We start from the raw sequence: 25,295 nt of genomic DNA, 5'->3' as shown, positions 1-25,295 counted from the left end.
TAAATTCTTCTTCTCATTCGTATTTATAATGTTTACGTCTTTCTAAAAGCTCTTCTTCCATTTTTATTTCTATCTTCCTATCAATCTCATAAAACAAAAGTGCTACTACCCCAATAAAGAACATAATAGCAGGATACAAACTTACCAAATAGCGAATCCCTTTAAGTGCAGTAGCGGTTTGCTGAGCATCAGGAACATAACCATATAAAGAAAGGAGCCATCCTGCAAGAGCTCCTCCTAAACTTAATCCCAATTTAAGAGCGAACAATATCGTAGCGAAAGTCATCGCTGTTGCTCTACGATTTGTTTTCCACTCGGTAAAATCAGCAATATCTGCAACCATAGCCCACAACAAAGGAACTGTTGGGCCATAGAAAAGCTGAATAAGGATAGAAAAAACAAACTGGAGAAGTATTGCGTCTTTTGACAAAAACATAAAAACAACAGTTGAACAACCCGATAAAAATAGACAAACACGGAAAACATCCCTTTTCCCAAATCTCACCGCAAGAAATTTAGAACACATAATTCCAATCAATTGTGCTAAAACTCCACTAACACTAAAGAATGTAAAACCAGTTTTTACAACATCTAAAGCTGCTCCCCTACGTAGAAATGGGAAAAATTCTAAAAATCTACGAAGACTATTATGATCTACAAAATATTTAGTGTAGTAAATCCCAATACTTCCTTTCATAGACCAATAAATAAAGACAAAAACTGTCATAATAAACATTGCAACCCATGGGCGGTTTTTAGCAAGATCAAAAAGATCCTGTTTTATTGAGGTTTTCTGGCCAGGAGCAGGTTTTATTCTTTCTTTAGAGCTAAGGAAAGTTATAATTAAAAATAGAAGTGCTAATGAGGAAAAAACAATCATTGTAAGCATAAAACCTAGTGCATCATTACCCTTACCAAGTTTCCCAACAAGAGGTAAGGCAAATCCTTGAATAGCCAACATCGCCATATTTGCAGCAATAAATCTTGCAGAAGATAAAGCTGTCCTCTCAATAGAATCTCCGGTCATAACACCCATTAGCGCGGAATAAGGAACATTATTTGCTGTATAAGACATCATAAGAAAATTGTAGGTAAAACAAGCCCATATTATTTTACCTACTATACCAAAATTTGGTGTAGTAAAAGTTAAAACCCCAAAAAGAGCTAAAGGAAAAGCTGCAAACAAAACCCAAGGACGGTATTTTCCCCACCTCGTATTTGTTCGATCAGCAATAGCAGCCATCATTGGATCGTTCACTGCATCCCATATTCTTGAAAAGAGAAAAATCGTGCCAACTGTTCCAGCAGCAAGGCCAAACACATCTGTATAAAAATACATCATAAAAACAATGTACATCTGAAAATAGAAATTAGCAGCTGCGTCTCCCAAGCTATACCCAATCTTCTCTTTCAAAGGGATCCTCTGCGATTCAAGATTCATAATACCTCTCCTTTCTTAATCTTCTTTAAAAAGTTTTTTAAACACTTTCCTTCAAACCTAATAACAAAAACTACCTCTCCCCTTTTTCAATTCCAATTAAATAAGGAAAAACTCTTGCCTAAAAACTTCTCTTAATTCCCTCTTTTTAAGGGATCCTCAAAACGAGAATCCTACAGAAAATCTATTTATCCAATCAAAAAGTTTAAATTCACTATAAGACCAATCTATTTTTATCCCAGAACTTTTCAAACCAACTCCAAAATTCAAACCTTCTTGAGAATATCTAAATTTATATCCTGCTCGGAAAAATATCATATCATTATATCCAAATTCTCCTCCAACATTAAATTCTTCTCTCCAATCTCTTGGATGAAGCATTTCTGCACCAACTGTGAGGGTCATCCCCGGATAACTCCCAAAGAAATCAAGTAGATTATCCACACCAACTCCAACAGAAAAAGTCAAAGGAAGCTCAAATCCAATCTGTTCGTATTTGACTCTTGGAGAGAAATTCCTTACAAACATTCCGAAAGCAAAGCTCTTAAAACCTGGATAAAATAAAAGTCCAAAATCATACGAAAGCGTAGAAATTTCATTCTCTTTATACCCCCCAAGATTCTCGGAATAAGTCTCTGCAAGATGCTGAGCCACATATTTTATCTGAGCACCAACAGTAAATTTCTCAGTGAATTCTTTCGCATAAGCAACTCCAACACAGAGTGCAGAAACACCCAAGGTATCTGTGTCTTTAAAACCTTCTTCAGTTTCGGGAGCTATTTCTGTCCCTAAAATTTCTCCATAATTTGGAGAGACAACACTAATGCCAAAACTTCCAAAATTACCTGTGTTATAAACAATAGATAAATAGCTATGTCTTATATCTGCAATCCAATAGGTTACACCACCTGAAATATCCACATCATTATCTATTTCAGCAATACAGGAAGGATTATAAAAAAGAGCATCAGCATCATGTCCTACAACAGTATAAGCTTCTCCCATACCGCAAGCCCTCGCTCCAAAACCAACATCCAAGAATTTACATCCTGTCTGAGCAACTTTATCAATCTCTATCCCAGCGTAAGAAGTAATAGCTAAGCTAATCAATAAAAATAAAAACTTTCTCATCTTTCCCTCCCTATCTAATTATGATAAACTTACGGACTATGCTTTTACCATCTGGGGTTTGAATATGAGCTATATAAATACCACTTGCCGGTCTCTGGTTATTAATTGTGGTGAGATACCAATACTCTTGCCAGAACTCAGTGCCAGAACCATTTGTGTGTTCTATTGTCTTTACCAGCTCTCCTGACTCTGTAAAAATCCTTATTGTGCAGATAGGAGGTAGGTGACGAAAAGTTATCTTATATTGATCATCACTAAAATGGCTTCTATCAATTCCTAGTCTCGTATTTAGAGGATTTGGGACAACTCTTACTTCATCAAGGCTCATTCCAGGAGGATCCAAAAGTCTTGCTGCAAATGGTTCTTGGGTCATTGTTAACCACTTCCCACTCTCAACTCCAGAAGTGCTTATTGCTGTTATAGAATAATAATAATCATAACCTCTAACAATACCAATTGTATCTATATATTCTCTTACCTCAGGCCCTAAAGAATCAATTAATTGCCAATCTCCTGTAGCAACCCCTCCTTCCTCTTTATATAAAGTTCCACCCATCGCTCTATATATCTTGAAACCACCAAGATTACTTGGATCAGTATCATAGCTCCAACTTAATTTAATCCCTTCAGGGCTTGAGTTAACATTAAAAATCTTAGGAGGCGGAGGGGATGGAGGAATATTATAGTTCATATTGAAATTTCTTTGGGCTGCAAGCCCATTTTTGAAAAGAGAATCTTTCCCTGTAGAAACAACATAATCTTTTGCGCAATCATTCTCCCAAGTATAAACTCCACCAGCATTTATTCCAGGCCATATAATCTTTCTATAAGCTGATATTGGAGTATATATCTCAGCGACAGGATCTCTTCTCAAATACTCCGCTTTTATTGAATCCATTTCCATATCCTTAAGCCAACCATACTCTCTTGCTTTTCCACTAATCCAATATCTACTTAACTCATAAGAAGTTTTCCTATGAATAGCTCCAGCGACAACTGCAAAAACAAACCTTATGGTGTCTCCATACTCCATATTGTATGGTCCTATTGAAAATTTTGGAGCGGTGCAAAAAGTATAATAAGCCCAATCCCTTGGAAATACAGCACCCCTCTTAATATACTTTTCTCCCATCCTATCTTGAGGTTGATAATAATAAGTCGGTGCTCCAGTTGCGGTTGTATCATAGACATCGTAAACCTCATTCATAAGATGAACCTTTTTAACTTCCTCTTTCGTCGTATCATCATATCCGCGAATTCCCATTCTCATACATCTATAAACCTGACGAAACTCGCTTGAATCCGTAAGTTCCTGAAGATTATAAACAACTCCGTAAAAACCTTCTATTGTGCTATGCATACTCGGCTGAGCTGGGTCATTACTTGCTTGAGGATTAGAGATTGGGTAAGTCTGTGGAACTTTTGGATTTTTAGGAGCAAATAGAATTACATGCCCTGTCCATCCACAACCATCCAAAAGTTCTGGATTTCCACCCCACTCAACACTGCATTTATGACCATAAGTATCGTAATTCATTCCTCCCTTCCTCGCAAGAGCAACATAGTTAATCCTTAAAGAATCCCCTTTAAAAGGATAGGAAAGACGAGAATTATGATCCTCAGTTACTCCAGCCCAGCTTCCAAATGGATAAAGCCCACCATTTGGCAAAGCTTCATAATGCCTCATAATTACAACAGAATCAAGGCGCTGTCCAGGTAGCTCAATCTCCTCATCCCTATCTGTATTTCCTGTATTTACAAATGTCAAATCCCAAATTACATAATCATCGTGATCAGGCTGACTCCAAGCAAGGTTTCTTTGATAAACATCCATTCCAATTGAAAGCCTCCAATGACACTCAACCATCATATCAGCGGTTCCCCAAACCTTTGTAGAATCAACCACATCTCCACGAAAACCCCAGGGGGGACTCACCAGTTCCTTATCCACCTTTACAACTGGTGGAGGATAGCGAGAGTAACGATGAATTGTAAGACCATCCTCGAAAGGAACATTAAATTGATAAGGATCTCCAGGTCCATAAGATTCACGATTACAATGTCCTGTCACATAATAAGGAACTCTATTCCCAAGAGTATCTATCCAGTTTCGGCAACCAACCAAAATAGAGGCATTTCTAAGCATCCCACCAGGCCAATAAGTTGTGGTTTCAAGCCAATCCCAAGGATCTGTATAGTAGCCTCTCACGTAAATACAATGGCTCATTGGTAAATTTGTAGCGCTTTGAATTCCATCATCAAAAATCCTTGCCTCCAGTTTACCAACACTAATTTTTTTCATCATCTGAGCATAACTATAAAAAGTAAGAAAAACTCCAAAGAAAAAAATTAGTCGCTTCATTTTTTAACCTCCTTTACCTCTAAAAACTAAATCTTATCCCAAACTGAACAAACCTTGGATCAAGATACATTAGAAATTCTCGATCAGGATTATTTATGTAAGGCTTCTCATCACTTCTAAGCTCTCCAATTCTATCCGGTTTTTCTCCTTCTTTTGGACCAACGAATCCTCTACTTGCAAACGGCTCATAATTATATATCTCTAGATGAAGAGACTTCAGGTATTGGGTCTCATCATAATCACTTGAAAATCCCTGAGAACTGAGTTCTTGCCAATCAAAAACATTATGAACATCCATAAACAAAGTAAGATTTGTTCCTCCAACAGAAAGAACTTTATTCAAACTCAAATCCAAATTACGTTCATTCTCCCAGCGAATATTATTCTCCAATTGATAAACAATACCTAACTCTCTAATCCCAAACGGATTAAGGGTCCCGTATCTACCGCCTCTCCAACTGTAAAGAAGAGAAAGATTGTATCCTCCTAAGAGAATTCCCCAATCATTAGGGGTTTTAAAACTAACCTGAGCTCTAAAAACAGGTTGAGGAACAGGCTCTGTTTGCTCAGGTTCATATAGCCCTGTTTTTGCTTGGTCCGCAGCCCAGGCATAGTTCTTTTCCCTTCCAATTTTCCCTTCACTTCGGACCTGATAATCATAAATAACCCAACCTGTGAAGAATCTACCAGCTGGCTTTCTAAATTCTACTTCAAAACCTCTAATATCACTATATTTCAAATTCTCAAAAGTAGTATAAGAAATACTTGGATCTTCGGTAGAGAGTGTATAACTTGCCAGTGCTGTTTCATTATCAGTGTCTTTATAATAACCTGTAACTCTTGCAAGAATCTGATTTGCTATGTTACTCTCAAAACCAACTTCATAAGAAATTGTCCTTGCCATATCAAGGAAGGGGTTACCAATATACGGAAGAGGTTCCGTCCCTCTACCCCAAGAGATCATAAACCTCTGTGCATTTGGAGCAAGAGAATAGAAATGTCCATAGTTAAAGAATAACTTACTATTCTCAAGGAATGGGAAAGAAATTCCCATTCGAGGACTAATCTTCCATAAAGCTGGCACATCAACAAGAAGATCTTCTTGCTCAAAAAGTTCCTTTTTTAGAAAACCACTGTAATAATTAGAATAAATAGAAGCGCTATCCTTCCTTGAAGGCCATTCTGTATTTGCATCTGCAACATCAATTCTTACACCTATATTTGCAAACATTCCTTCAAATTCAATTTTATCCTGAATATAAGCTCCTCCTAAGATTGGATAGGCATCATATCTGACAACATAAGAACCCCTTGATTTTTCTTCCTCTCCTCTTTCGGGCCATCCATATCCTTCATGTATTATATAAAACTCGTGAATTTTATCATAATTTGCTTCAAACCCAAATTTTATCTCGTTGTATTTATTCACTTGAGAGGTAAAATCAAGCTTCCCATTAAAAGTCTGTGACCAAGATTTATTGTATGTTCCACAGTTTTGAGCTGGACCCCAAACCGTGGAGCCAACACCCACAATACGGTCAATTGTAAAATCTGGATCTGGGAATCCATATGGTATGTTATTCGCTGTATATAGAGCTAAATGGTTTCTATCTGTAATCCAATCACCATTTTTATCAAACTTATCTCCAAACCAAACAAGAACCGTATCGTTCATCCTTTTTGGAAGATCATACCAAAACTCAGCATCATTATTAGAACGAACATAAGTTAATCTTATATCATAAAAAGTGTTCTCTGTGAGAACGTGTTGGAAACTAACCCCATACATTCTTGAAATAACATCAAAAGGTGTTAAAGAAGTTAAACTGAATAAGTTTACAGGATTACTTCTAATCTTATCACCTCCATGGTGAATTCCACCCCATTCTCCGGTGGGCATAATCATATCCATAGCTCCCCTAAGATAGACTTGCCCAATAAAACCCTTAGTAGGTGCTCCAACTTGCTCTCCTGTAGCCCATGGAGAAAGAGAATTAATCACAGAGTAAGCCCCTCTTAAATTCACTTTCATATTATCTCTAACCCTCGAGGTGAGTTTCAAGCTTGTTTGAGTTTCCCTGTAATACTCCCTACTATCCGGAAGAGGAAAAGCTTCCTTAAAGTCGCGATAAGAAGCATAAAAGCTCAAATCTCCTAAATATTTACCAACTAAGGGAACAGGTCCCCCAAATCCTGCATCTAAAGAAATATCAGGTTTGTCGCCATATTTTCCTCTTCTGGGTTGATCTTCTGGAATTTTATAAGGCTCTCTTCTAAATCCTGTAAGTTCATAAGTCGTATCACCATCTTCTTCAACAGTAATATCCCATATAGGAATGTATGCTGAGTCATGACTATAAATAGAGAAAAGTGAATCTGTTCTTGGTATATCAATACGATGCCTCCAGAGCCACAAATCACGGGCTGCTTCAGGAGTTATTGGCTTTCCTGTAGCTTCTCCAATCCACCCTTTCCAAGAAGGATTAGCACAACTCTTTTGTTTAACCGTATCATAGAAAGGACTCTTCTTATCTCCCCATACATTCATAGGACCCTTCCAACAAACACTATCATATTTGATAACTGTATCACAGGAAAGAGTCTCGCCTGTATTAGGATCTGTTGTATATACATATCCTGTATCCAGTTTATTCCATAAGTATATCTTGTTATAATAATTCTCAGGGTCAAAGATGGAAGGTTTATTATGTTTGAGATGCCCTAGAGTATACCTATATTCAAAAGTTCCCTCATACTTTTTGGGAGACCCTTCTCTTGTAACTACATTAACTACACCTGCACGAACGTTTGAAAACTCAGCATTAAACCCACCTTTAAGCAAACTAACCTCTTTTATCTCACTCAAGTTTGGCATCATAATTGGTTCATTAATTCTATTATCAACAAGTAATAAACCATCAGCCATCAATTTTGTATTCTCCAGCCCACTCCCTCTAATACTCCAACCTTCTATTCCTGCCTGAAGATTTAAATATTGAGTTACCCCTGAAATAAGAGGAACTGCTTCAATCTCACTTTTATCTACAGTAATAGAACTTCCAGAAAGGTCAAGTTTTATAATTTCCCTTTCGGCCTTCACGGTAACACCTTCTCCAGGAATAACGGTGGGCTCAAGCTCAAAATTAAGAGGCGTCGTATGACCAGACTCAACTCTGACCCCTACTTTGGTAACGGTCTTATATCCAATCATCCTTGCCTGAACATCATAAATTCCTGGATCCAACCTTAGTATGTAGTAATAACCATCTACATCACAGGCTGCTCCTCTATCAGTCCCCAAAATTACAACATTAGCTCCAACAAGAGGTTCTCCAGTCCGAGCATCTATTACTATACCCGCAATTTTACCAGTAACAGCTCCACTTAAATTGGTTGGAATAATAAGTAAAAACAATAGAAAAACACCTATGAGCTTAAAAGAAAAAAACTTTATAAAGATAGTTCTCCCTCTCATTATAACCTCCTTTTTGGGATTAAAGAAAAGTTAAGAAAAAACTTTCTTGGAGTTAAAAAAACATTGGAAATCTTATTCCTCACACAAATACTCATTATTTTCCCCATACCTTTAGTAACCTTGAAAAACATTTTTCTAACAAATTTGTTAAATATTCTAACATTTTTTCCAGTTTTGTCAAGGGGTTTTCTCCAACTTCTCAAAACCCAATTCCATATTCATCCAATAAGAAAAATTCTCCATATAATGAACTCATTTCTTTTATCAAAATTTCCTCCCTTTCATATTTAGCTATTTCTGCTTCAATTTTGTTTAACCAATTTAATTCTCTATCGCTAAGCGTAAGCTTTCTATCTTTTACCGCCTCTTTAATCAACTCACAAGCTTTTAATCCTGCCAGTCTGGTTCGTAAGAAATCGTCTTTTTCCTCAACAATTACCTTTGCAATTTCAAAAGAATTTTCTGGAGAAATAATAAAAGCTTGAACATTTTTAAGCTCATCGCTTTTAATAAGAAGTTCTTGTAAAACTTTATCTTGATCATTTTCTATTGCTGTATTCATAACTCGACAATCATAAGCTAAAATTTCAGTAAAGACTATAGGAGCGTAATCCGCTAAAAGCTTTATGTTCTGAATAGACTCATTGCTCCAAAGATCGCAAACCGCACCAGCAATATTTCCCAAGTGACTCAAATGTGCGCAAGCAGAAGACTTTCCTTCCATAGATATTGGATAACCTGTGATCGCTTTAATTATAGGACCTTCATAAGCACAATCCTTAGAAGGTCCAACTGCTCCTTCTTCAAAAGCAATAAGAGAGCGAACAGAAGACATTGCCCTAATTGTAGCTGCAAGAACCTCAGGAATATAACCCCTATCGGCAAGCATCATAGCTGTATTTGCAAGACCACAGGCAGAATCTCCTGCAGGGACTGTGTTTGTCTCTTTTGCAATCTCATTAATTTCCTTCCACAAAAAATGCATATCTCTTGGAGCAAGAACACCTAAGGAAAAAAGAATCCCTGCAACATTTCCCTCCATTAAAGCTCTATCGTTCACCTCTTTTCCTCCTATAGATTCTATAGAGAGTAAGTCTCCTCCCGAATAAGCATTTTCAAGAAAAGAAGAAAAAATTCTTTTTATAGCTTGTCCACTTCTCATCTTAGGAGGACGCTCTTCTTCCCTTGTATCACAAATTGTAACTCTTAAAGCTGAATTAAGACCATATTTATCATAAAAATCTTTCATTATTTCCTTTGTCTTTTTTGTTATTCTAACCCCAATCTCTAAAATATCTGTCATAGGAGGGAGATGCTCAAACTCAAGGACTATTCCAGGAACCTGTAAAGTTACAGCTCTCTTAAGAATACCTTTCACCATAAAGTCATATTGTTTTTCTATTTCCTCAATGTTATTCATAGAAACACTCATAGGAGGTAAGGTATAATTAATCTCTGGAAAAACTTTCCCATCTCCAATTCTAAGACCAAAACCACAAACTAAAGGGTGAAGAGATCTCCCAAACCAAATATCCTGAGCTTTCTTATAAGCTAAAGAATTATACTTTTTCATCTTTTATCTAATAGAGATTTAGCCAACCTCACAGCAGATGCGGCGTCAGGCGCATAGCCATCAGCTCCAATTTCTTTAGCATAATCCGCATTTACAGGAGCGCCTCCCACAATTATCTTAATCTTCTCCCTTAAACCACTTTCTTTAAAAACTTCTATAACATTCTTCATCTCCACCATCGTTGTTGTGAGTAAAGCAGAAAGGCCAAGAATATCTGCTTTCTTTTCCCTTACCGTATCCAAAAATTTTCCAGGTGGAACATCCACTCCAACATCAAAAACTTCAAAACCTCCTCCTTCCAACATCATCGCGACCAAATTCTTCCCAATATCATGGAGGTCTCCTTTAACGGTTCCAATAACAACTTTCCCTATAGGCTCAATCCCTCTTTGAGTCAATAAAGGCTTAAGCAACTTCATCCCTGCTTTCATTGCTCTTGCAGACATTAACATCTCTGGAACATAAATCTCATTCGCCTGGAACTTACTTCCTACAATCTCCATAGCAGGAATGAACCCTTCCTTTAACATCCTCTCAATATCCACTCCTTCTTCTAAGGCCTTTTGGGTCCACTCCAATGCCTTTGTTTCATTTCCTGAAATTACACTTTCTTTTAATCCATTAAGGATATCCACTATACCCTCCTCTCTTTAAATAAAAATAAACTATTACTTTTCTCCAATTTGTCAATAACTGGATTGCTCTAATAAATTTTAAATACTTTAATTAATTAAATATAAAAAGGCTGTATAGGTGATCTATACAGCCTTTAGGAACTCCTAAAATTTCTCTAAATTCCCATCTTAAAACCAATTGGCAGCCTAAAAACAACTTCTCCATCTCCAATATCTAAATAGGAAATTCCTGGTTCAAAAAACAAATAGTTGCCCTTACCCATATATTTCTCAAGACCTAATCCAAACCCAATTGCAAAGAAATCACTATGTTCTAGGGAAAGAAAACCAAAAGTAAAATCTAAATAAGAAATAATAGTAAGATTTGTATAGTAAAGAAAATCAAAAGTTGTACGATTAATCTCATTAGAAATATTTAAAGAAAAACCTTCCAAATCTCCCAAAAGGAATTCAGCCAAATTCATTCTTAATCCAAACCACTTCTTAGGATTCACTGTAAGATCTGCTCCAATTCCAAAACTCTGTCCACCATCAAGATAAACAGTCAATTTCGGAGAAAATTCAAGTTTAGACCGCCCGCTTAGAGAAAAGACAAAAAATAAACCCACCACAACTAATAAGAATTTTTTCATTATCTCCTCCTTTTAAAAGAATTATAAATTTTTTTAATTAAAAGTCAAGCATAATTAAGTTGACAAAGAACAAAAAAGAATTAAAATTTATTAAATGAATAGAAGGGAGTTCTTAAAAACTCTTTCAGTTTTACCTTTAATAGGCTTAACCAAGCAAGAGGAGAGAGGTTATTATGTCTCTCCAAAATTAGCTTCATATTGGGTAAAAAAAGAAGGAAACACTGTCCAGTGCGAAAATTGCCCTCATAAATGTATTTTAAATGATAAACAAAGAGGCTTCTGCAGAGTTAGAGAAAACAGAAAAGGAAAATTATACACCCTAAGTTATGGTAACCCCTGTGCTGTTCATATTGACCCCATTGAGAAAAAACCTCTTTACCATTTTTTCCCGGGGACAACTGCTTATTCAATAGCCACAGCTGGTTGTAATATGAGATGTAAATATTGTCAGAATTATCATATATCCCAGGTCCCTCCAGAAGAAACAAATAATTATAGACTCCCTCCAGAGGCCCTTGTAGAAGATGTTCTCTCTTACAAAGATAAATACAATATAAGCTCTATTGCTTACACTTATACAGAACCTTCTATTTTTATTGAATATATGATTGATTCCTGTAAGCTTGCAAAAAATAAAGGGCTAAAAAATATTTATCATTCTAACGGTTATTTAAACGAGAAACCCTTAATAGACCTAATTCCCTTCCTTGATGGGGCAAATATTGATTTAAAGTTTTTCAAAGAGACCTCTTATAGAGAAATCTCATCTGGAACTCTTCAACCTGTCCTCCGCACTTTAAAAAAACTTAAAGATGGAGGAGTTTGGATCGAAATCACTTATTTGGTGATTCCTACAATAAATGATGATAAAAAAGAGATAAAAGAAATGGTAAGTTGGGTTTTAAATAACTTAGGAGATGAAGTTCCAATTCATTTCTCAAGGTTTTACCCAACCTATAAACTAACGAATCTTCCCCCCACTCCATTAGAAAGCGTTCAAATGGCAAGAGAACTCGCCCTAAAAATGGGGATTAAGCACTCTTATGTTGGAAATGTCCCTCAGGGAGACCCTGGAGAGAACACTTATTGCCCAAAATGTGGAGAAATCTTAATAAGAAGAAGGGGATTTTTTGTCCTTACCAATAAAATAAAAAACAATAGTTGCCCAAAATGTGGTGAAAAAATAAGTGGAATTTGGGAATGAAGGTCTTGGAAATTGATTCTATAGTCAAAATTTATCGATCCCCTTTCTTGCTTAAAAAAATTATAGGTGTAAACAATCTAAGTATGGAAATTGAAGAGGGAGAAATATTTGGACTTTTAGGTCCAAATGGCGCAGGTAAAACAACAACTCTAAAAATAATCACAGGTCTTATTCGACCAACAAAGGGAAAGATAAAACTATTTGAAAGCTTAGAACCTCTTTACGCAAGAAGAAAAATTGGATTTTTACCAGAAAATCCTTCCTTTTATCCACACTTAACAGGAAGAGAGCTTCTTGAATTTTATGCAAAGCTTTATGGTAAAAAAGTTTCCAAAAAAGAAATTGATAATTTATTGGAAATGGTGGGACTTTCAAAAAGTATTGGAAAAAGAATTCATATGTATTCAAAAGGGATGATTCAAAGAATTGGGTTTGCTCAAGCTATTATTGGGGATCCTGAATTTGTAATTCTTGACGAACCTCTTAGTGCACTTGATCCAATAGGGAGAAGAGAATTAAAAGATTTAATTGTAGAAATTAATAAACAAGGAAAAACGATCTTATTTTCTTCCCACATTCTTCCAGATGTAGAAGCTATTTGTAGTAGAGTAGGAATTATATTTAACGGGAAAATGAAAAAAGTGGGTGCGATAAAAGAAATTTTAGAAGAAAAAATTAATTATATAGAAATAGAATTTGAAGGAATAAAGGAACCAAAAAAGTTCGAAAAATATGGAGAAATGAAAGTAGAAAAAGGAACTGTATTTTTAAGAGTTAAAAATGAGAAAGAAAGGGATAAAGTGATAAAAGAAGTAATAAAAAAGAAGGGGAAAATCTTATCTGTGTCTCCTATTAAAAAGAACCTTGAAGAATATTTCATCAAGATAATAAATGAGTAAGACATTGACAATTGCTCTAAACACATTTAAAGAAGCAATAAGAGATAAAACTATTATCTCTATCGGAGTGGTGGGATTTCTCCTTTTAGCCTTTTCAAAAATTTTCATTCCAATCTCCGTTGGAGAAGGAGCAAAGGTAATAAAAGACTTTGGAATTAGTATAATTGAGATCTTTGGTGTTTTAGTTGTTATACTCATTGGAACAAGGATTCTTTACGATGAAGTAGAAAGAAAAACAATTTACTCTATTATGTCTAAACCTGTAGAATCTCTGGAATTCGTTGGAGGTAAATTCTTAGGATTATATTATCTAACAATTGTGGTTCAAGTTTTACTATTTTTTATCTTTTCCCTCTTCTATAAACTCTATTTAGGAGTCTTCGAGATACATTTACTCAAAATTCTCTATTTCTTCCTTTTTGAATTTTTTCTTCTGGATGCTCTTGCAATTTTTCTTTCAGCCTTTACTTCTCCTTTAACTTCTGGAATTTTAACTTTGGTTCTTTTCTTTATCGCTCATCTTAGCTATTATCTTATCACCTTTCCTTATGTAATAAATGCTCCAGAATTATCTTGGTTCTTCAAATTTTTATTTTACATCTTGCCCAATTTCTCTCCATTTAACATTAAAGCAACAGTAGTTTATCACCTACCTTTACCTTTAGGGGCTTATATTTTGGCTTTTTCCTACTCTCTTTTATATTCTATAATTCTCATAATATTATCCTCTTTCTTATACTACAAAAAGGAATTTTTATGAAAAGATTGGTTCTTTTAGTTCTTCTAATAATCCTTCTTGCTTTAATAGAAACAAGGTGGTTTAAATGGTTTCCAAAACAAGAAAGAGAAGAGATCCTCTATTTTCCATCAAGTAATTTCATTAAAGCTCTCACAGGAGGTTTTGACATTCTTTTATCCGACTTATTATGGATTGAAGCCAATCTTTATTTTGGTAAACATAGAAAAACTGACAGAAGTTACCCATATCTTTTCCATATGTATGATGTAATTACTGAACTTGATCCAAAATTTATCTCTACTTATACATTTGGAGGAATGATTCTTGCAGATGATGTAAAAAATATTCCCTTAGCCACTAAATTACTTAATAAGGGAATGGCGAATAATCCCGAAAGATGGGAAATTCCTTTTGTGAAAGGATTTATATACTATGTCTATAAAAGAGATTATCAAAGCGCCTCAAAATGGTTTCTCTTTGCGTCTCAGAAAGAAAACGCCCCAGAATTGGCTATTAGATTTGCAAGCTGGACGCTTCTTAAAGAAAAGAGAGTTGAGTTGGGACTCAGACTATATCTCCACTTTTACGAGAAGGCAACAAATGAAGTTTCAAAAGAAAAAGCAATTAAAGGTATAATTAGAATCATCTCAACTCAATATAAAAATTTCTACAAGGATAAAAAATATTATGCCCCTTCCCTCTTTACTCTTTATAAAGAAGGGTATCTACCCTTCATACCTATAGTCTCTGAGGGTGTTTTTAAAATAGAAAATGGAACCGTTGTCTTTAAGCCATTCAAATAAACCATACACTAATATTGCAAGATACTACGATCTTTTAATGAAAGACGTAAAATATGATGAGTGGATTGAATACATATTAGAAACTATTAATCTTTTCAATATAAAAACAACTCCTCTTTTGGATGTAACCTGTGGAACCGGAAATTCAACCATTCCCTTTTTAAATAGAAACTTAACGCCAATTTTAGGGATGGATAATTCTATAGAAATGCTAAAAGTGGCAAAAGAAAAAAAGCCAGACCTCCTTCTTGTTCAAGCAAATGCTCTTAGAATACCTTTTTTAAATTATTTCAATCTTGCAATTTCAATGTTCGATTCTCTAAATTATCTTCTTGAATTAAAAAAGCTAATTCAAGCTTTTTACTCTATAAAAGAGGCTCTCAAACCAGAAGGACATTTTATTTTCGACTTAAACACCCCTTATGGTTTAAGATGTGCTAGTGGAAGAGAAGTTAGAGAAGAAAATCAAAATTTTATAAGTATTTGGAGAAACTCATATGATAAAGATTCTAAAATCCTAACTCTTCATTTGACTCTTTTTGTCAAAGAGAACGGAAGATGGAGAAGAATAGATGAGATTCATAAAGAAAGAGGTTACGAAGAAGAGGAAGTAAAATACGCTTTAAAGCTTTCAAATTTTAAGGTTATAAATACATTTAAATGCTTTGAACACAACAAAGTGGACAAATTTACGCGAAGAATTTTATACGTTGCCAAAAAAAATGGGGCAGATTAACTGCCCCATTTATAAACTCTTCCTATTCCATTACATTGGAGGCATTCCTGCGCCGGCACCCTGAGTCTCTTTTTCTTCTTTTTTCTCTGCCACTAAAGTTTCAGTTGTTGTAAGGAGAGAAGCAACTGAGACAGCATTCTGAAGAGCACTTCTCGCCACCTTTGTTGGATCTACAATACCCGCTTTCATCATATCTTCAATCTGCAAAGTCTCTGCATTGAATCCCATATTCACATTTTTCTCATTCATAACTTTCTCCACAATAACCGCTCCTTCTTCTCCAGCATTATTTGCAATCCATCTAAGAGGTTCAGAAAGAACCTTAGCTATTATCTGGGCTCCAAGACGTTCATCTCCTTCAAGCGTCTCTGCAAATTTCCTTGCAGCGGGTATTGTTCTCAATAGACCAACTCCTCCACCAGGAATAATTCCTTCTTCGACAGCCGCCCTTGTAGCGTGAAGAGCATCTTCAACCCTTGCTTTCTTTTCCTTCATCTCTACCTCGGTTGCAGCACCAACCTTAATAACCGCTACACCACCTGCAAGTTTTGCAAGTCTTTCCTGAAGTTTCTCTCTGTCATAGTCAGAAGTGGTTGTTTCTATTTCTGTCTTAATCTGCTGAATTCTCCCTTTAATCTTTTCAGGATCTCCCTTTCCTCCAATTATAGTGGTATTATCCTTATCAATCTTCACCTTATCACACTGTCCAAGATCGGAGAGCTGAACACCTTCAAGCTTAATTCCAATCTCTTCCGAAATAAATAAACCTCCAGTAAGAATTGCAATATCCTTTAACATTTCCTTTCTTCTATCCCCATACCCAGGAGCCTTCACAGCAGCCACATTCAAGGTTCCTCTTAGCTTATTAACAACAAGTGTTGCGAGAGCTTCTCCTTCCACATTCTCTGCTATTATAAGAAGTGGAACTCCCTGTTGTGAAATTCTTTCAAGCAGAGGAAGTAAAGGTTTCATTGCGGAAAGTTTACCTTCATGGATTAAGATATAAGGATTGTCTAATTCCACTGTCATTTCTTCTTGATTTGTTATAAAATAAGGGGAGATATATCCACGATCAAACTGCATTCCCTCAACAACTTCAAGTTCTGTCTTAAGACCTTTACCTTCTTCAGCTGTAATCACTCCATCTTTTCCCACTTTCTCCATAGCATCAGCTATTATTTGTCCAATCTCCTTATCATTATTCGCAGAAATTGTCGCAACCTGTTCTATTTCCTCTCTCCCCTTAACTGGCTGAGAAATCTTTTTTAGTTCCTCCACAACCACATCAACAGCCTTTAACATTCCCCTTTTCAAAGCCATTGGATTAGCCCCAGCTGCAACATTCTTCATTCCTTCTAAAAGAATTGCTTCAGCAAGAACAGTTGCTGTTGTAGTCCCGTCTCCTGCAACTTCACTCGTCTTAGAAGCAACTTCTTTCACCATCTGGGCTCCCATATTCTCAAAAGGATCTTTTAGCTCTATTTCTTTAGCAACAGTGACTCCATCTTTTGTCACAGTAGGAGCACCCCAGCTCTTCTCAAGAGCCACATTCCTACCCTTAGGACCAAGGGTAACCCTTACAGCCTTAGCAAGTTTTGTAACACCTGTTCTAAGAGCATTACTTGCATCTTGACCATATATAATTTCTTTAGCAGCCATCTTTACACCTCCTTTTTACTTTTCTATTTTCGCAAGAATATCATCTTCATTCAATATTAGATATTCTTCCCCTTCATACTCTATTTCTGTTCCACTATACTTTCCAAATAGAACTTTATCCCCTTTCTTCACAGGTAGAGGATCATCATCTTTCTTAACCTTTGCCACATTTTCAACAATACCCCACTGAGGCTTCTCCTTTGCTGTATCAGGCACTATAATTCCTCCTTTCTTTTCTTCCTCTTCAATCCTTTTAACCAACACACGTCTCCCTACTGGTTCTATCATAAATTACCTCCTTTCTATTTTTTATGTTTGACCAAAACGAAACTAAAAGGAAATTACCACCTAAAGTTTATTAATAATAATACATCAATTATCAGATTTGTCAAGGGGGGGATAAAAATCCGTTTTAAATGGTTATACACTTGACAAAAATAAAATTTTTTATATATTTAAAATATAATCTTAAAAAGGAGGCGGATATGAAGAAATTAATAGGGGTATGTATTATAGTTTTTTCTTTAACATTATTTGGAAAAGGAACTTTTGATTTTGAAACCGAAGAACAACCATTCAATGGAAATCTATATGAACAAGCGTGGTGCCCAATAAGTTTAATAGAACGATCCAGTGATATTGCTTACGAGGGAAACTATTCTTTAAAGGTAGTCTTTAACGATCCTCAAGGAACGGGGAAGATGAAATGGGCTTTTGGTGCAGATAATACTCCTTTAACCAGTGATCTTCAGTTTGGAGATACTGTATTCTTTTGGGTGTATTTGCCTAGTGGATATGATGATGCAATGAGTAGCATGCAACCTTTTATCCAGAACGAAAGTTGGGGGTGGCATGGTCACTATCAAAGTTGGGCTTCCCTTCCAAAAGATGAATGGCATTGTAATTGGTGTGACATATCCGAATTAACTCTTCCCATAATAAGAGCGGGAATTGAATTCACAAGCGCTGTAGAAAGTCCGGAATGCACGGTTTACGTAGATTTAGTTTCCAGTGTCTCTCGGCAAGGTGGTTCTGGAGTTAATCTATTTAGCGACCCAGAAAAGATCACTCTTGAACCTTCAATAAATAAAATAAAGTTTTCATTGGATGAGTCTGCTCCTATCTTAATAAGTGTTTACAATCTCACAGGTACAAAAATAGCTGAAATAGCTCCAGGGGTGATGACTAAAGGGACCCACGAATTCAAAGTAGAGGCTCCAGGAGGAATTTACATAGTAAAACTTGTTGCAGGTAAAGTGACGAAAAAGAGCAAACTCATAATTTTTAAATAACCATAGAAATGTTATAAAATTTCTCAAAAATAGGGGATTATTTCCCCTATTTTTGTTTTAGAATCTTTAGTTAAAATTACTTGACTTATTCCCCTTCCCTCACTATAATGGGCTATGAGAAATTCAAAATTATCCAAAAAGCTTAATTTTATTGAGATCTTTTGTGTTGCTTCTGGAGCGATGATAAGCTCTGGAATCTTTATTTTACCAGGAATCGCTTATTTAAGAGCAGGCCCTGCTGTAATAATCTCTTATTTTATTGCAGGATGCCTTGCTTTAACAGGAATTCTATCTCAAGCAGAGCTTGTATCTGCAATGCCAAAGGCTGGAGGAGCATATTTTTATGTCACAAGGAGTATGGGACCTTTAGTAGGCACTGTCGATGGACTTTTAACTTGGTTTTCTTTATCTCTTAAGGGAGCTTTTGCTTTGGTGGGTATGGCTGAGTTTACCTCTATCTTAGTTGATCTTAACATCCATTTTATCTCAATCAGCCTTTGTATAATATTCATAGTTCTTAACATAATAGGAATTAAAGAGGCAGGAAGAGCACAAGTTGTTTTGGTCGTTTTTCTCCTTGGAGTAATGATTCTTTATATTACCTTAGGAATCCCAAATATTAAAGTAGAGCATTTTAGAGGTTTTGCTTCTAAGGGATTTCGCGCGATCTTTTCTACTGCAGGTTTTGTTTTTGTCTCCTACGGAGGTATTTTAAAGATTGCAAGCATTGCAGAGGAAGTAAAAGAGCCAGAAAGAATTATACCTTTAGCAATGATTTTTTCTCTTCTAACAATAGGAACACTTTACATCCTTATGGTTCTTGTCACAGGAGGAGTCCTTGGAAATTCTTTAGATAACTCTCTAACTCCCATTTCTGATGGAGCCTCTACCTTCATGGGAGAATGGGGTAGAGTTCTCTTAAGTATTGCTGCAATTTTTGCCTTTATTTCTACAGCAAATGCCAGTATTATGTCTGCCTCAAGATATCCACTTGCAATGAGTCGAGATAATCTTCTCCCTAAGATTCTTCAGCAAACAAACAAGAAATTTTGCACACCACATCTCGCCATTCTCCTAACTGGAACAGTCATGATAATTTCTTTATTCTTTCCGTTAGATATCCTTATAGAAGCTGCCTCGATTGTCCTTATAATGACTTATTTCCTCTCTTCTTGCGCTGTGATAGTTATGAGGCAAAGTGGGATAGGAAACTATAGACCAAGATTTAAAAGTCCCATTTATCCTTTTCCACAGATAACTGGATTAATAGGCTCTGCATTTTTTATTCTTGAAATGGGGAGAGAAGCCATTTTAATTGTCATATTTCTTGTAGCAGGAGCTCTTATCACTTACCTAATCTATGGGAGATCAAAAAGAAAAGAGGAATTTGCCCTTTTATATCTAATTGAAAGAATAACAGCAAAAGAATTAACTTCTCATTCTCTCGAAAATGAATTAAAAGAAATAATTAGAGAAAGAGATAAAATTCAAAAAGATCGTTTAGATGAACTAATTGAAAAATGCTCAATTTTGGATATCAAAGAAAAAATAGATTTAAATAATTTTTTCAAACTCGTAGCAGAAAAACTTTCTCCATCCATTGGTATACCTAAAGAGAAGCTTTATCATCTTTTCATAGAAAGAGAAAAAGAAAGTCCGACTGCAATAAACTCTGATATAGCAATACCCCATATAATAATCCAAGGTGAAAAACAATTTAACATTCTTCTTGCCAGAGCTAAAGAAGGTGTAAATTGGGGAGAAGAATTTCCGAAGGTGAAAGCCATTTTCGTTCTCATAGGAACAAAAGATGAAAGGAATTTTCACTTGAGAGTTCTTACTTCTATTGCACAGATTGTAAGAGAATCTGATTTTATGGATAGATGGATAAGAGCAAAAAGCATAGAAAATCTCAGAGATATAATACTTCTTGGAGAAAGAAAAAGAGGGCCATAACCAAAATCCAATTAAAAAATTAAATAAACTTGACGAGACAATTAAAATGCGATAAATTTATTCTAAAATATGTTAGAAATAATTATTTCTGCTCTTATTCTTATTTCTCCAAAGGATTCAACTTATCTTCCTTTTGATATAACCATTCTGTTTGATCCTCCGCTTAAAGAAGAATCCATATTGATATATTTAGATGGAAAAGCTTTACCAGGTGAAATTACCTCCACCTATTTCTTTTCAGAAATTAATAATCTCCCTAAAGGGAATCACAATATAACAGTAAAAACCGAAAAAGAGTCTCAAGAATGGTCTTTTTTTGTAATGAAAAAAGAAGAAATACCTTTTATCTTCACAGGAAGCTTCTCAATCGGAACCCAAAACTATTATTGCCCAGATTCTTCTTATTATAAACCAAATGGGAAAATCTTTGGCTTAGATTTTTCTATTTATAAAGACAAAAACTCTCTAAGGGCTTCTCTATATTATGATCCCGAATTCCAAAGGGTCTGGGCACCTTTTTTAAGCTATTCAAGAGAAAAAACTTACTTAGAGGCAGGATACATCTCTCCATACTTTGATGAATTAACAATTTGCTCTCCTAAAGGTCTTGGATTTTCAGGCGAAATAAGTGTGGACAATTTATTTATTCTCCCTTTATTTTTATATATACGCAATTATGACTCTTTATTCTCGGAATATCCAAGATGGCTTTTAGGAGGAAAATTGAGCTTAAAAAGAAATCCTTTTATCCTTGGTCTTACAAGCTTTTACGGAAAAGATGATACTTCAAATATAAATCGTCTTATTATTGTTGATCCACAGGAGTCTTTTCTATTAGGCGGAGAATTAGAAATGAAAATAATGGAGGATTTTTCTTTAAATGTGAAGACTTTCTTCTCAATTGGAAATCCAAATCTTTATGAAGATTCAACTCTAAAAGGAAAAGCCTTTGAAGGAAAAATAAACATCGAACGAAATCAAAATAGGATTGAAGCAGGTATTAGAAAAGTTGAAGATGGTTATTTAACTCTCGGAAATTCATATCTTTATTCAGGGAGAACCTCTTTTTTTACAAATGGAGTATACCAATCCAAATTTTTATCTACTAATTTTGATTATCTTGCCTATGAAGAAAATAAAACCATAGGATTCTCTATTTCTCAAATATTCAAGTGGGATATAAAAGACCTTTTCTCCCCTATCTTTGAATATCAGTGGGCTAAGTTCCCAGAATTTTACGAAGAAAAATATTATTATATAGGTCTTGGCTTTGAATCATCTTTTAAGACTTTACATTTAGAAAATACATTTGGACAAGAAAAAACAATTTCCATAAAAGAAACCGAATCTCTCCGATTCCTTTCAAATTTCATTTGGTATTTTAGAAGGCATCTTCTCAGTTTTGGTCTCTCTGCAGTAAGGAGTAGAGAAAAAACAAGTTTTAGCTTAAATTTAGATGGAAGGCTCAACTTGGAAGAATTTGGAAGGCTTAATATAAATTATTATCCATATCTTGAAGAAGGGTATAAACACCACTTGCTTCGAATAATATATGAATACGAATTTTAAGGAACTAAATAGAGAATTTTTTATCTAAATAAAAAATGGAATTAAGGAGGAATATAAAAAATGAAGAAAGAAAAGAAACATTTGAAAAAATTGTTAGAAATAATACTTCAAGGATTTACAAAATGATTTACAATATGACTAATAATTATGAAATAGCAAAAGAATTAACCCAAGAGGTTTTCACAAAAGCCTGGAAGGGATTTGAAGCTTTTAGAGGAGAATCTTCTATATACACCTGGCTTTATAGAATTGCTCTAAACACAGTTTTTAAATACCGCAAAGATAAAATTTATGAAAAAAATATAATTTCCCTCGAAGATGTTGTTAAACATCCTACTAATGAAAGTAACCCAGAAAAATTCATTCTTAAGAGCTCAGATGAGAACCTTATAAAAAACCTAATTAAATCTCTCCCTAAAAAACACCAGGAAGTTTTAATCCTTCGATACTATGAGAATTGTGATTACTCAACAATATCAGAGATTCTCCAAATTCCAATAGGAACTGTGCGATCAAGGTTAAATAGAACAATTTCAAAACTTGAAAAATTATTAAAGGAAAAAATATGAGAAAACATCAAAAATATGAGGAATTAATACAAGGTTATTTAGATAATGAGCTTACCGAAAAAGAGAAAAAAGAATTGGAAACTCATTTAAAAATCTGCAATTTATGTAAGGGAAAAATAAGAGAGAGAAAAAAACTTTTAAGAATTTTCCAATCTCAAATAGAGGAAGTCCAATGTCCTTCTGGATTAATCGATATAATCCTTAAAAATACTATTAAAAAAGAATCCTTACAAGGAGTAAGACCAATCCTTAGATGGAATTACATAGTATTAAGTGCTGCAGCCATTTTTATATTGTTTTTCACAGTTTTCTACCTAAGATATAAGCCTACAACATCTTTAGCAGAAACCCAAAAAATCCAAGAAAAATCACAAGAAGAGATAAAAACAAAAGAAAGCATTCCAAAATCCGAAATAAAAGAAATTGTAAAGAAAGAAACGAAAATAAACATTATGAATGAACCTTTAGAAACACCCTCTTCCGAAGAAATTCATTTTGTCTTTCCAGAGGAAGGAGCAGTGGTAGGAGAAAACTTTGAAATTGTTCTTGTTTTAGAAAAACCAGTAGAAAGAATAGAAATTAAGATCGATGGAGAAGAAATAAAAAATTATAAGATAATTTCTAATGTTTTGTATTTAGATAAAGAGTTCTTACCTCCTCTGGAAGAAGGGCTTCACTACCTTTCTATTAAGACCCTGGAGGAGAAAGCAATAACCTTCTATAAGGAGGGATGATGTTTATATTTTTATTATTATCTTTAGAAGTTTATATATTCCCAAATCCTATTAAGGGCAAAGTGGGAGAAAAAATTCCTTTCACTGTTAAATTATTAGATGAAGAAGGTAACCCTCTTTCAGGAAAATTAAGTTTTGATGTAACTCCTAATTCCCTCGGAGAAGTTTATAATGAAATTTTTATAGCCAAAGAAGAAGGTAGAGGGGTCCTTCGATGCAAAGCTGAATTAAAAGGAGAAACTGTGCAAGGGTTTGCTTATATAAGGATAAGTAAGGAAGAAGAAAAGGCAAAAATATTCCCATCATTTGCGATTTTAGAAAAGGGGGAGAAAATAACCTTCACAATTTCTGGGAGTAAAGCAAAAACCTGGAAATGTTTCCCTCCTAATATAGGAGATATAGAAAATAGCTCCTTCATCGCAAAAAACCCAGGAAAAGGCAGAGTCATTGCTATTTTGGAAAACGGAGAAGTAGAAACAGCATTTATTAGAGTAAAAGGAAAAGTTAGTTCTCTTAAAATAACACCAAAATTTAAGAAGTTAAAAATAGGGGAAACAGTTCAGTTTGTAGCTGAAGAAGGAGTCTCTTGGAAAATTGAAGGTGAAAAATTAGGTGAATTAACACCTACAGGTTTATTCACCGCAAACCTTCCTGGAAAAACAGTAATAGTGGCAGAGAAAAATGGATTTCAAGAGCGTGCAATTGTGGTGATAAGTGGAGAAATGGGAATAAGAATAATTCCAGAGAAAGTAGAGCTTAAACCTGGAGAAACCGTTCGGTTCAAACTTATTGGAGAAGGATTTAGAGATATAAATCTTCCTATTCGGTGGGAAGTAATACCGAGAAGATGTGGGACAATTAAAAAGGATGGCACATTTATCGCAGGTAAAATTCCAACAAAAGGTAGAGTTGTTGCAATTTTACCTCAAAGATTTGGAAAAGGAATTGTCTCTGCAGAAGTATCTATAAAATCCACCGAAATAAAAGCTTTATCAATAACACCTTCTTTTAAATATTTTGATTCTCAAGAAATTGGGCGAGAATATTCTTTCACTGTAGAAAATGCAGAAGGAATCTTAGTAAAATGGAAGGTAATCCCTGAGGATCTCGGGTATGTAAACAATAATGGGGTCTTCATTCCAAAAAGGGTAGGAGCAGGCTTCTTGGTTGCTGAAGCCGGCCTGGGAATTAACGTTAAACCTGGAAGATCATTAATTGTAATAGGGGAAAGAAATAATATAGATAGTCCAACCACGGAGTTATTCTCTAAAGACAAGGATTACAACACTTCTCTTACAGCTATAGAAAAAATTGTAGAAGGTTCTACAACACCTCTTTTAATAAACACGGATTTTACCGACTACCAAATAATTTGGAAAGTCATTCCAGAAGATGCAGGAAGAATAATTCTAAATAGAGAATTTGAAGCAAATAATCTCCCGGAGGGAGTTGGAGAGTTAAAAGTAAAAATAATTGCAATTTTATACCGGGGAAGAGAAATATTAGCCGTGGTAACAAAGGATATTGCGATTGTAAAAAGATAATAAAAAATCTTTCTTTTTAAAAACCAAATTTTTTATTAATTCTGTAAGGAAACACCCAGTGTTGGATATAATTTCCAACTTCTCCACCCTCCAAATTACTAGTATAGATAGACATATAGAATTGAATAAAGGCTTAATTCTAATAGAATCAATAAAAAAACTTTACCCAATCATCATCTCCGAGTCTTCTTTCGTCTGGATCTCTCCAAGTGTAACTTTTAAGAACTCACCTCTATAAATTATAGACCCCATAATACCGTCTAAATATAGCATAGTTATAAACATGAACTTCAAGAATCTTCTCAAAGCAAAATAAAGAATATCTCTTGTATGCGGATTGGGTAC

20 protein-coding genes are annotated in these 25,295 nt (G+C 34.9%); 11 read left to right on the top strand and 9 right to left on the bottom strand.

Annotated elements, in window-relative coordinates; translation table 11 throughout:
• Positions 1–13: 13 nt before the first annotated feature.
• The 7 genes from ABIN61_04480 to ABIN61_04450 all read right to left on the bottom strand — a co-directional run bounded on the left by ABIN61_04480 (position 14) and on the right by ABIN61_04450 (position 11,246).
• Positions 14–1,441: an MFS transporter gene (locus tag ABIN61_04480; GenBank protein ID MEO0293465.1), complete on the bottom strand. Its 1,428-nt coding sequence runs from the start codon at positions 1,439–1,441 to the stop codon at positions 14–16.
• Between the two features lie 156 nt (positions 1,442–1,597).
• The gene (locus tag ABIN61_04475) at positions 1,598–2,569 is read right to left on the bottom strand and encodes a PorV/PorQ family protein (GenBank protein ID MEO0293464.1); all 972 of its coding nucleotides are present in this window, start codon (positions 2,567–2,569) and stop codon (positions 1,598–1,600) included.
• 10 nt (positions 2,570–2,579) lie between these two features.
• A complete protein-coding gene (locus tag ABIN61_04470; GenBank protein MEO0293463.1) occupies positions 2,580–4,931 on the bottom strand; it encodes a hypothetical protein in 2,352 nt (783 codons plus the stop codon).
• Positions 4,932–4,950: 19 nt separating this feature from the next.
• Positions 4,951–8,406: a TonB-dependent receptor gene (locus ABIN61_04465; GenBank protein ID MEO0293462.1), complete on the bottom strand. Its 3,456-nt coding sequence runs from the start codon at positions 8,404–8,406 to the stop codon at positions 4,951–4,953.
• Positions 8,407–8,605: 199 nt separating this feature from the next.
• Positions 8,606–9,979, bottom strand: a complete 1,374-nt coding sequence (locus ABIN61_04460; GenBank protein ID MEO0293461.1) for a methyltransferase MtaB domain-containing protein — start codon at positions 9,977–9,979, stop codon at positions 8,606–8,608.
• On the bottom strand, positions 9,976–10,614 hold the full coding sequence (locus ABIN61_04455; protein ID MEO0293460.1) for a corrinoid protein: 639 nt from the start codon (positions 10,612–10,614) through the stop codon (positions 9,976–9,978). The genes ABIN61_04460 and ABIN61_04455 overlap by 4 nt, the downstream gene beginning before the upstream one ends.
• A gap of 155 nt (positions 10,615–10,769) precedes the next feature.
• Positions 10,770–11,246 carry a hypothetical protein gene (locus ABIN61_04450; GenBank protein ID MEO0293459.1) on the bottom strand — a complete coding sequence of 159 codons (477 nt, stop codon included), beginning with the start codon at positions 11,244–11,246 and terminating at the stop codon, positions 10,770–10,772.
• Positions 11,247–11,340: 94 nt separating this feature from the next.
• Here ABIN61_04450 and amrS point away from each other — a divergent pair, with 94 nt between their 5' ends.
• The 5 genes from amrS to ABIN61_04425 are packed head-to-tail and all read left to right on the top strand — an operon-like array spanning position 11,341 to position 15,627.
• Complete coding sequence (amrS, locus tag ABIN61_04445; protein ID MEO0293458.1) at positions 11,341–12,450, top strand: AmmeMemoRadiSam system radical SAM enzyme; 1,110 nt, start codon at positions 11,341–11,343, stop codon at positions 12,448–12,450.
• Positions 12,447–13,349: an ABC transporter ATP-binding protein gene (locus tag ABIN61_04440; protein ID MEO0293457.1), complete on the top strand. Its 903-nt coding sequence runs from the start codon at positions 12,447–12,449 to the stop codon at positions 13,347–13,349. The genes amrS and ABIN61_04440 overlap by 4 nt, the downstream gene beginning before the upstream one ends.
• Positions 13,342–14,109, top strand: a complete 768-nt coding sequence (locus ABIN61_04435) for an ABC transporter permease subunit (GenBank protein ID MEO0293456.1) — start codon at positions 13,342–13,344, stop codon at positions 14,107–14,109. Before ABIN61_04440 ends, ABIN61_04435 begins: the two co-directional genes overlap by 8 nt.
• Complete coding sequence (locus ABIN61_04430) at positions 14,106–14,891, top strand: hypothetical protein (GenBank protein ID MEO0293455.1); 786 nt, start codon at positions 14,106–14,108, stop codon at positions 14,889–14,891. The genes ABIN61_04435 and ABIN61_04430 overlap by 4 nt, the downstream gene beginning before the upstream one ends.
• Positions 14,860–15,627, top strand: a complete 768-nt coding sequence (locus tag ABIN61_04425; GenBank protein MEO0293454.1) for a class I SAM-dependent methyltransferase — start codon at positions 14,860–14,862, stop codon at positions 15,625–15,627. The genes ABIN61_04430 and ABIN61_04425 overlap by 32 nt, the downstream gene beginning before the upstream one ends.
• Before the next feature lie 30 nt (positions 15,628–15,657).
• Here ABIN61_04425 and groL read toward each other — a convergent pair whose 3' ends face one another.
• Both groL and ABIN61_04415 read right to left on the bottom strand, forming a co-directional pair.
• Positions 15,658–17,286, bottom strand: a complete 1,629-nt coding sequence (gene groL, locus ABIN61_04420; protein MEO0293453.1) for a chaperonin GroEL — start codon at positions 17,284–17,286, stop codon at positions 15,658–15,660.
• A gap of 15 nt (positions 17,287–17,301) precedes the next feature.
• Complete coding sequence (locus tag ABIN61_04415; GenBank protein ID MEO0293452.1) at positions 17,302–17,574, bottom strand: co-chaperone GroES; 273 nt, start codon at positions 17,572–17,574, stop codon at positions 17,302–17,304.
• Between the two features lie 197 nt (positions 17,575–17,771).
• Here ABIN61_04415 and ABIN61_04410 point away from each other — a divergent pair, with 197 nt between their 5' ends.
• The 6 genes from ABIN61_04410 to ABIN61_04385 all read left to right on the top strand — a co-directional run bounded on the left by ABIN61_04410 (position 17,772) and on the right by ABIN61_04385 (position 24,950).
• Positions 17,772–18,578, top strand: a complete 807-nt coding sequence (locus ABIN61_04410) for a T9SS type A sorting domain-containing protein (protein ID MEO0293451.1) — start codon at positions 17,772–17,774, stop codon at positions 18,576–18,578.
• Positions 18,579–18,692: 114 nt separating this feature from the next.
• Positions 18,693–20,534, top strand: coding sequence for an amino acid permease (locus tag ABIN61_04405; protein MEO0293450.1), 1,842 nt, complete (start codon positions 18,693–18,695; stop codon positions 20,532–20,534).
• A gap of 69 nt (positions 20,535–20,603) precedes the next feature.
• Positions 20,604–22,103: a hypothetical protein gene (locus tag ABIN61_04400; protein MEO0293449.1), complete on the top strand. Its 1,500-nt coding sequence runs from the start codon at positions 20,604–20,606 to the stop codon at positions 22,101–22,103.
• 35 nt (positions 22,104–22,138) lie between these two features.
• The gene (locus ABIN61_04395; GenBank protein MEO0293448.1) at positions 22,139–22,672 is read left to right on the top strand and encodes a sigma-70 family RNA polymerase sigma factor; all 534 of its coding nucleotides are present in this window, start codon (positions 22,139–22,141) and stop codon (positions 22,670–22,672) included.
• Positions 22,669–23,406 carry a zf-HC2 domain-containing protein gene (locus tag ABIN61_04390; GenBank protein MEO0293447.1) on the top strand — a complete coding sequence of 246 codons (738 nt, stop codon included), beginning with the start codon at positions 22,669–22,671 and terminating at the stop codon, positions 23,404–23,406. The genes ABIN61_04395 and ABIN61_04390 overlap by 4 nt, the downstream gene beginning before the upstream one ends.
• Positions 23,403–24,950, top strand: a complete 1,548-nt coding sequence (locus tag ABIN61_04385; GenBank protein MEO0293446.1) for a hypothetical protein — start codon at positions 23,403–23,405, stop codon at positions 24,948–24,950. The genes ABIN61_04390 and ABIN61_04385 overlap by 4 nt, the downstream gene beginning before the upstream one ends.
• The last annotated feature ends 345 nt before the right edge of the window (positions 24,951–25,295 follow it).

The sequence above is a fragment of the candidate division WOR-3 bacterium genome (genome assembly GCA_039804165.1).
GTDB lineage: Bacteria > Hydrothermota > UBA3072 > UBA3072 > UBA3072 > JAFGHJ01.
Note: the sequence above shows the minus strand (reverse complement) of the source record. Positions and strands in the feature narration are given on the sequence as shown.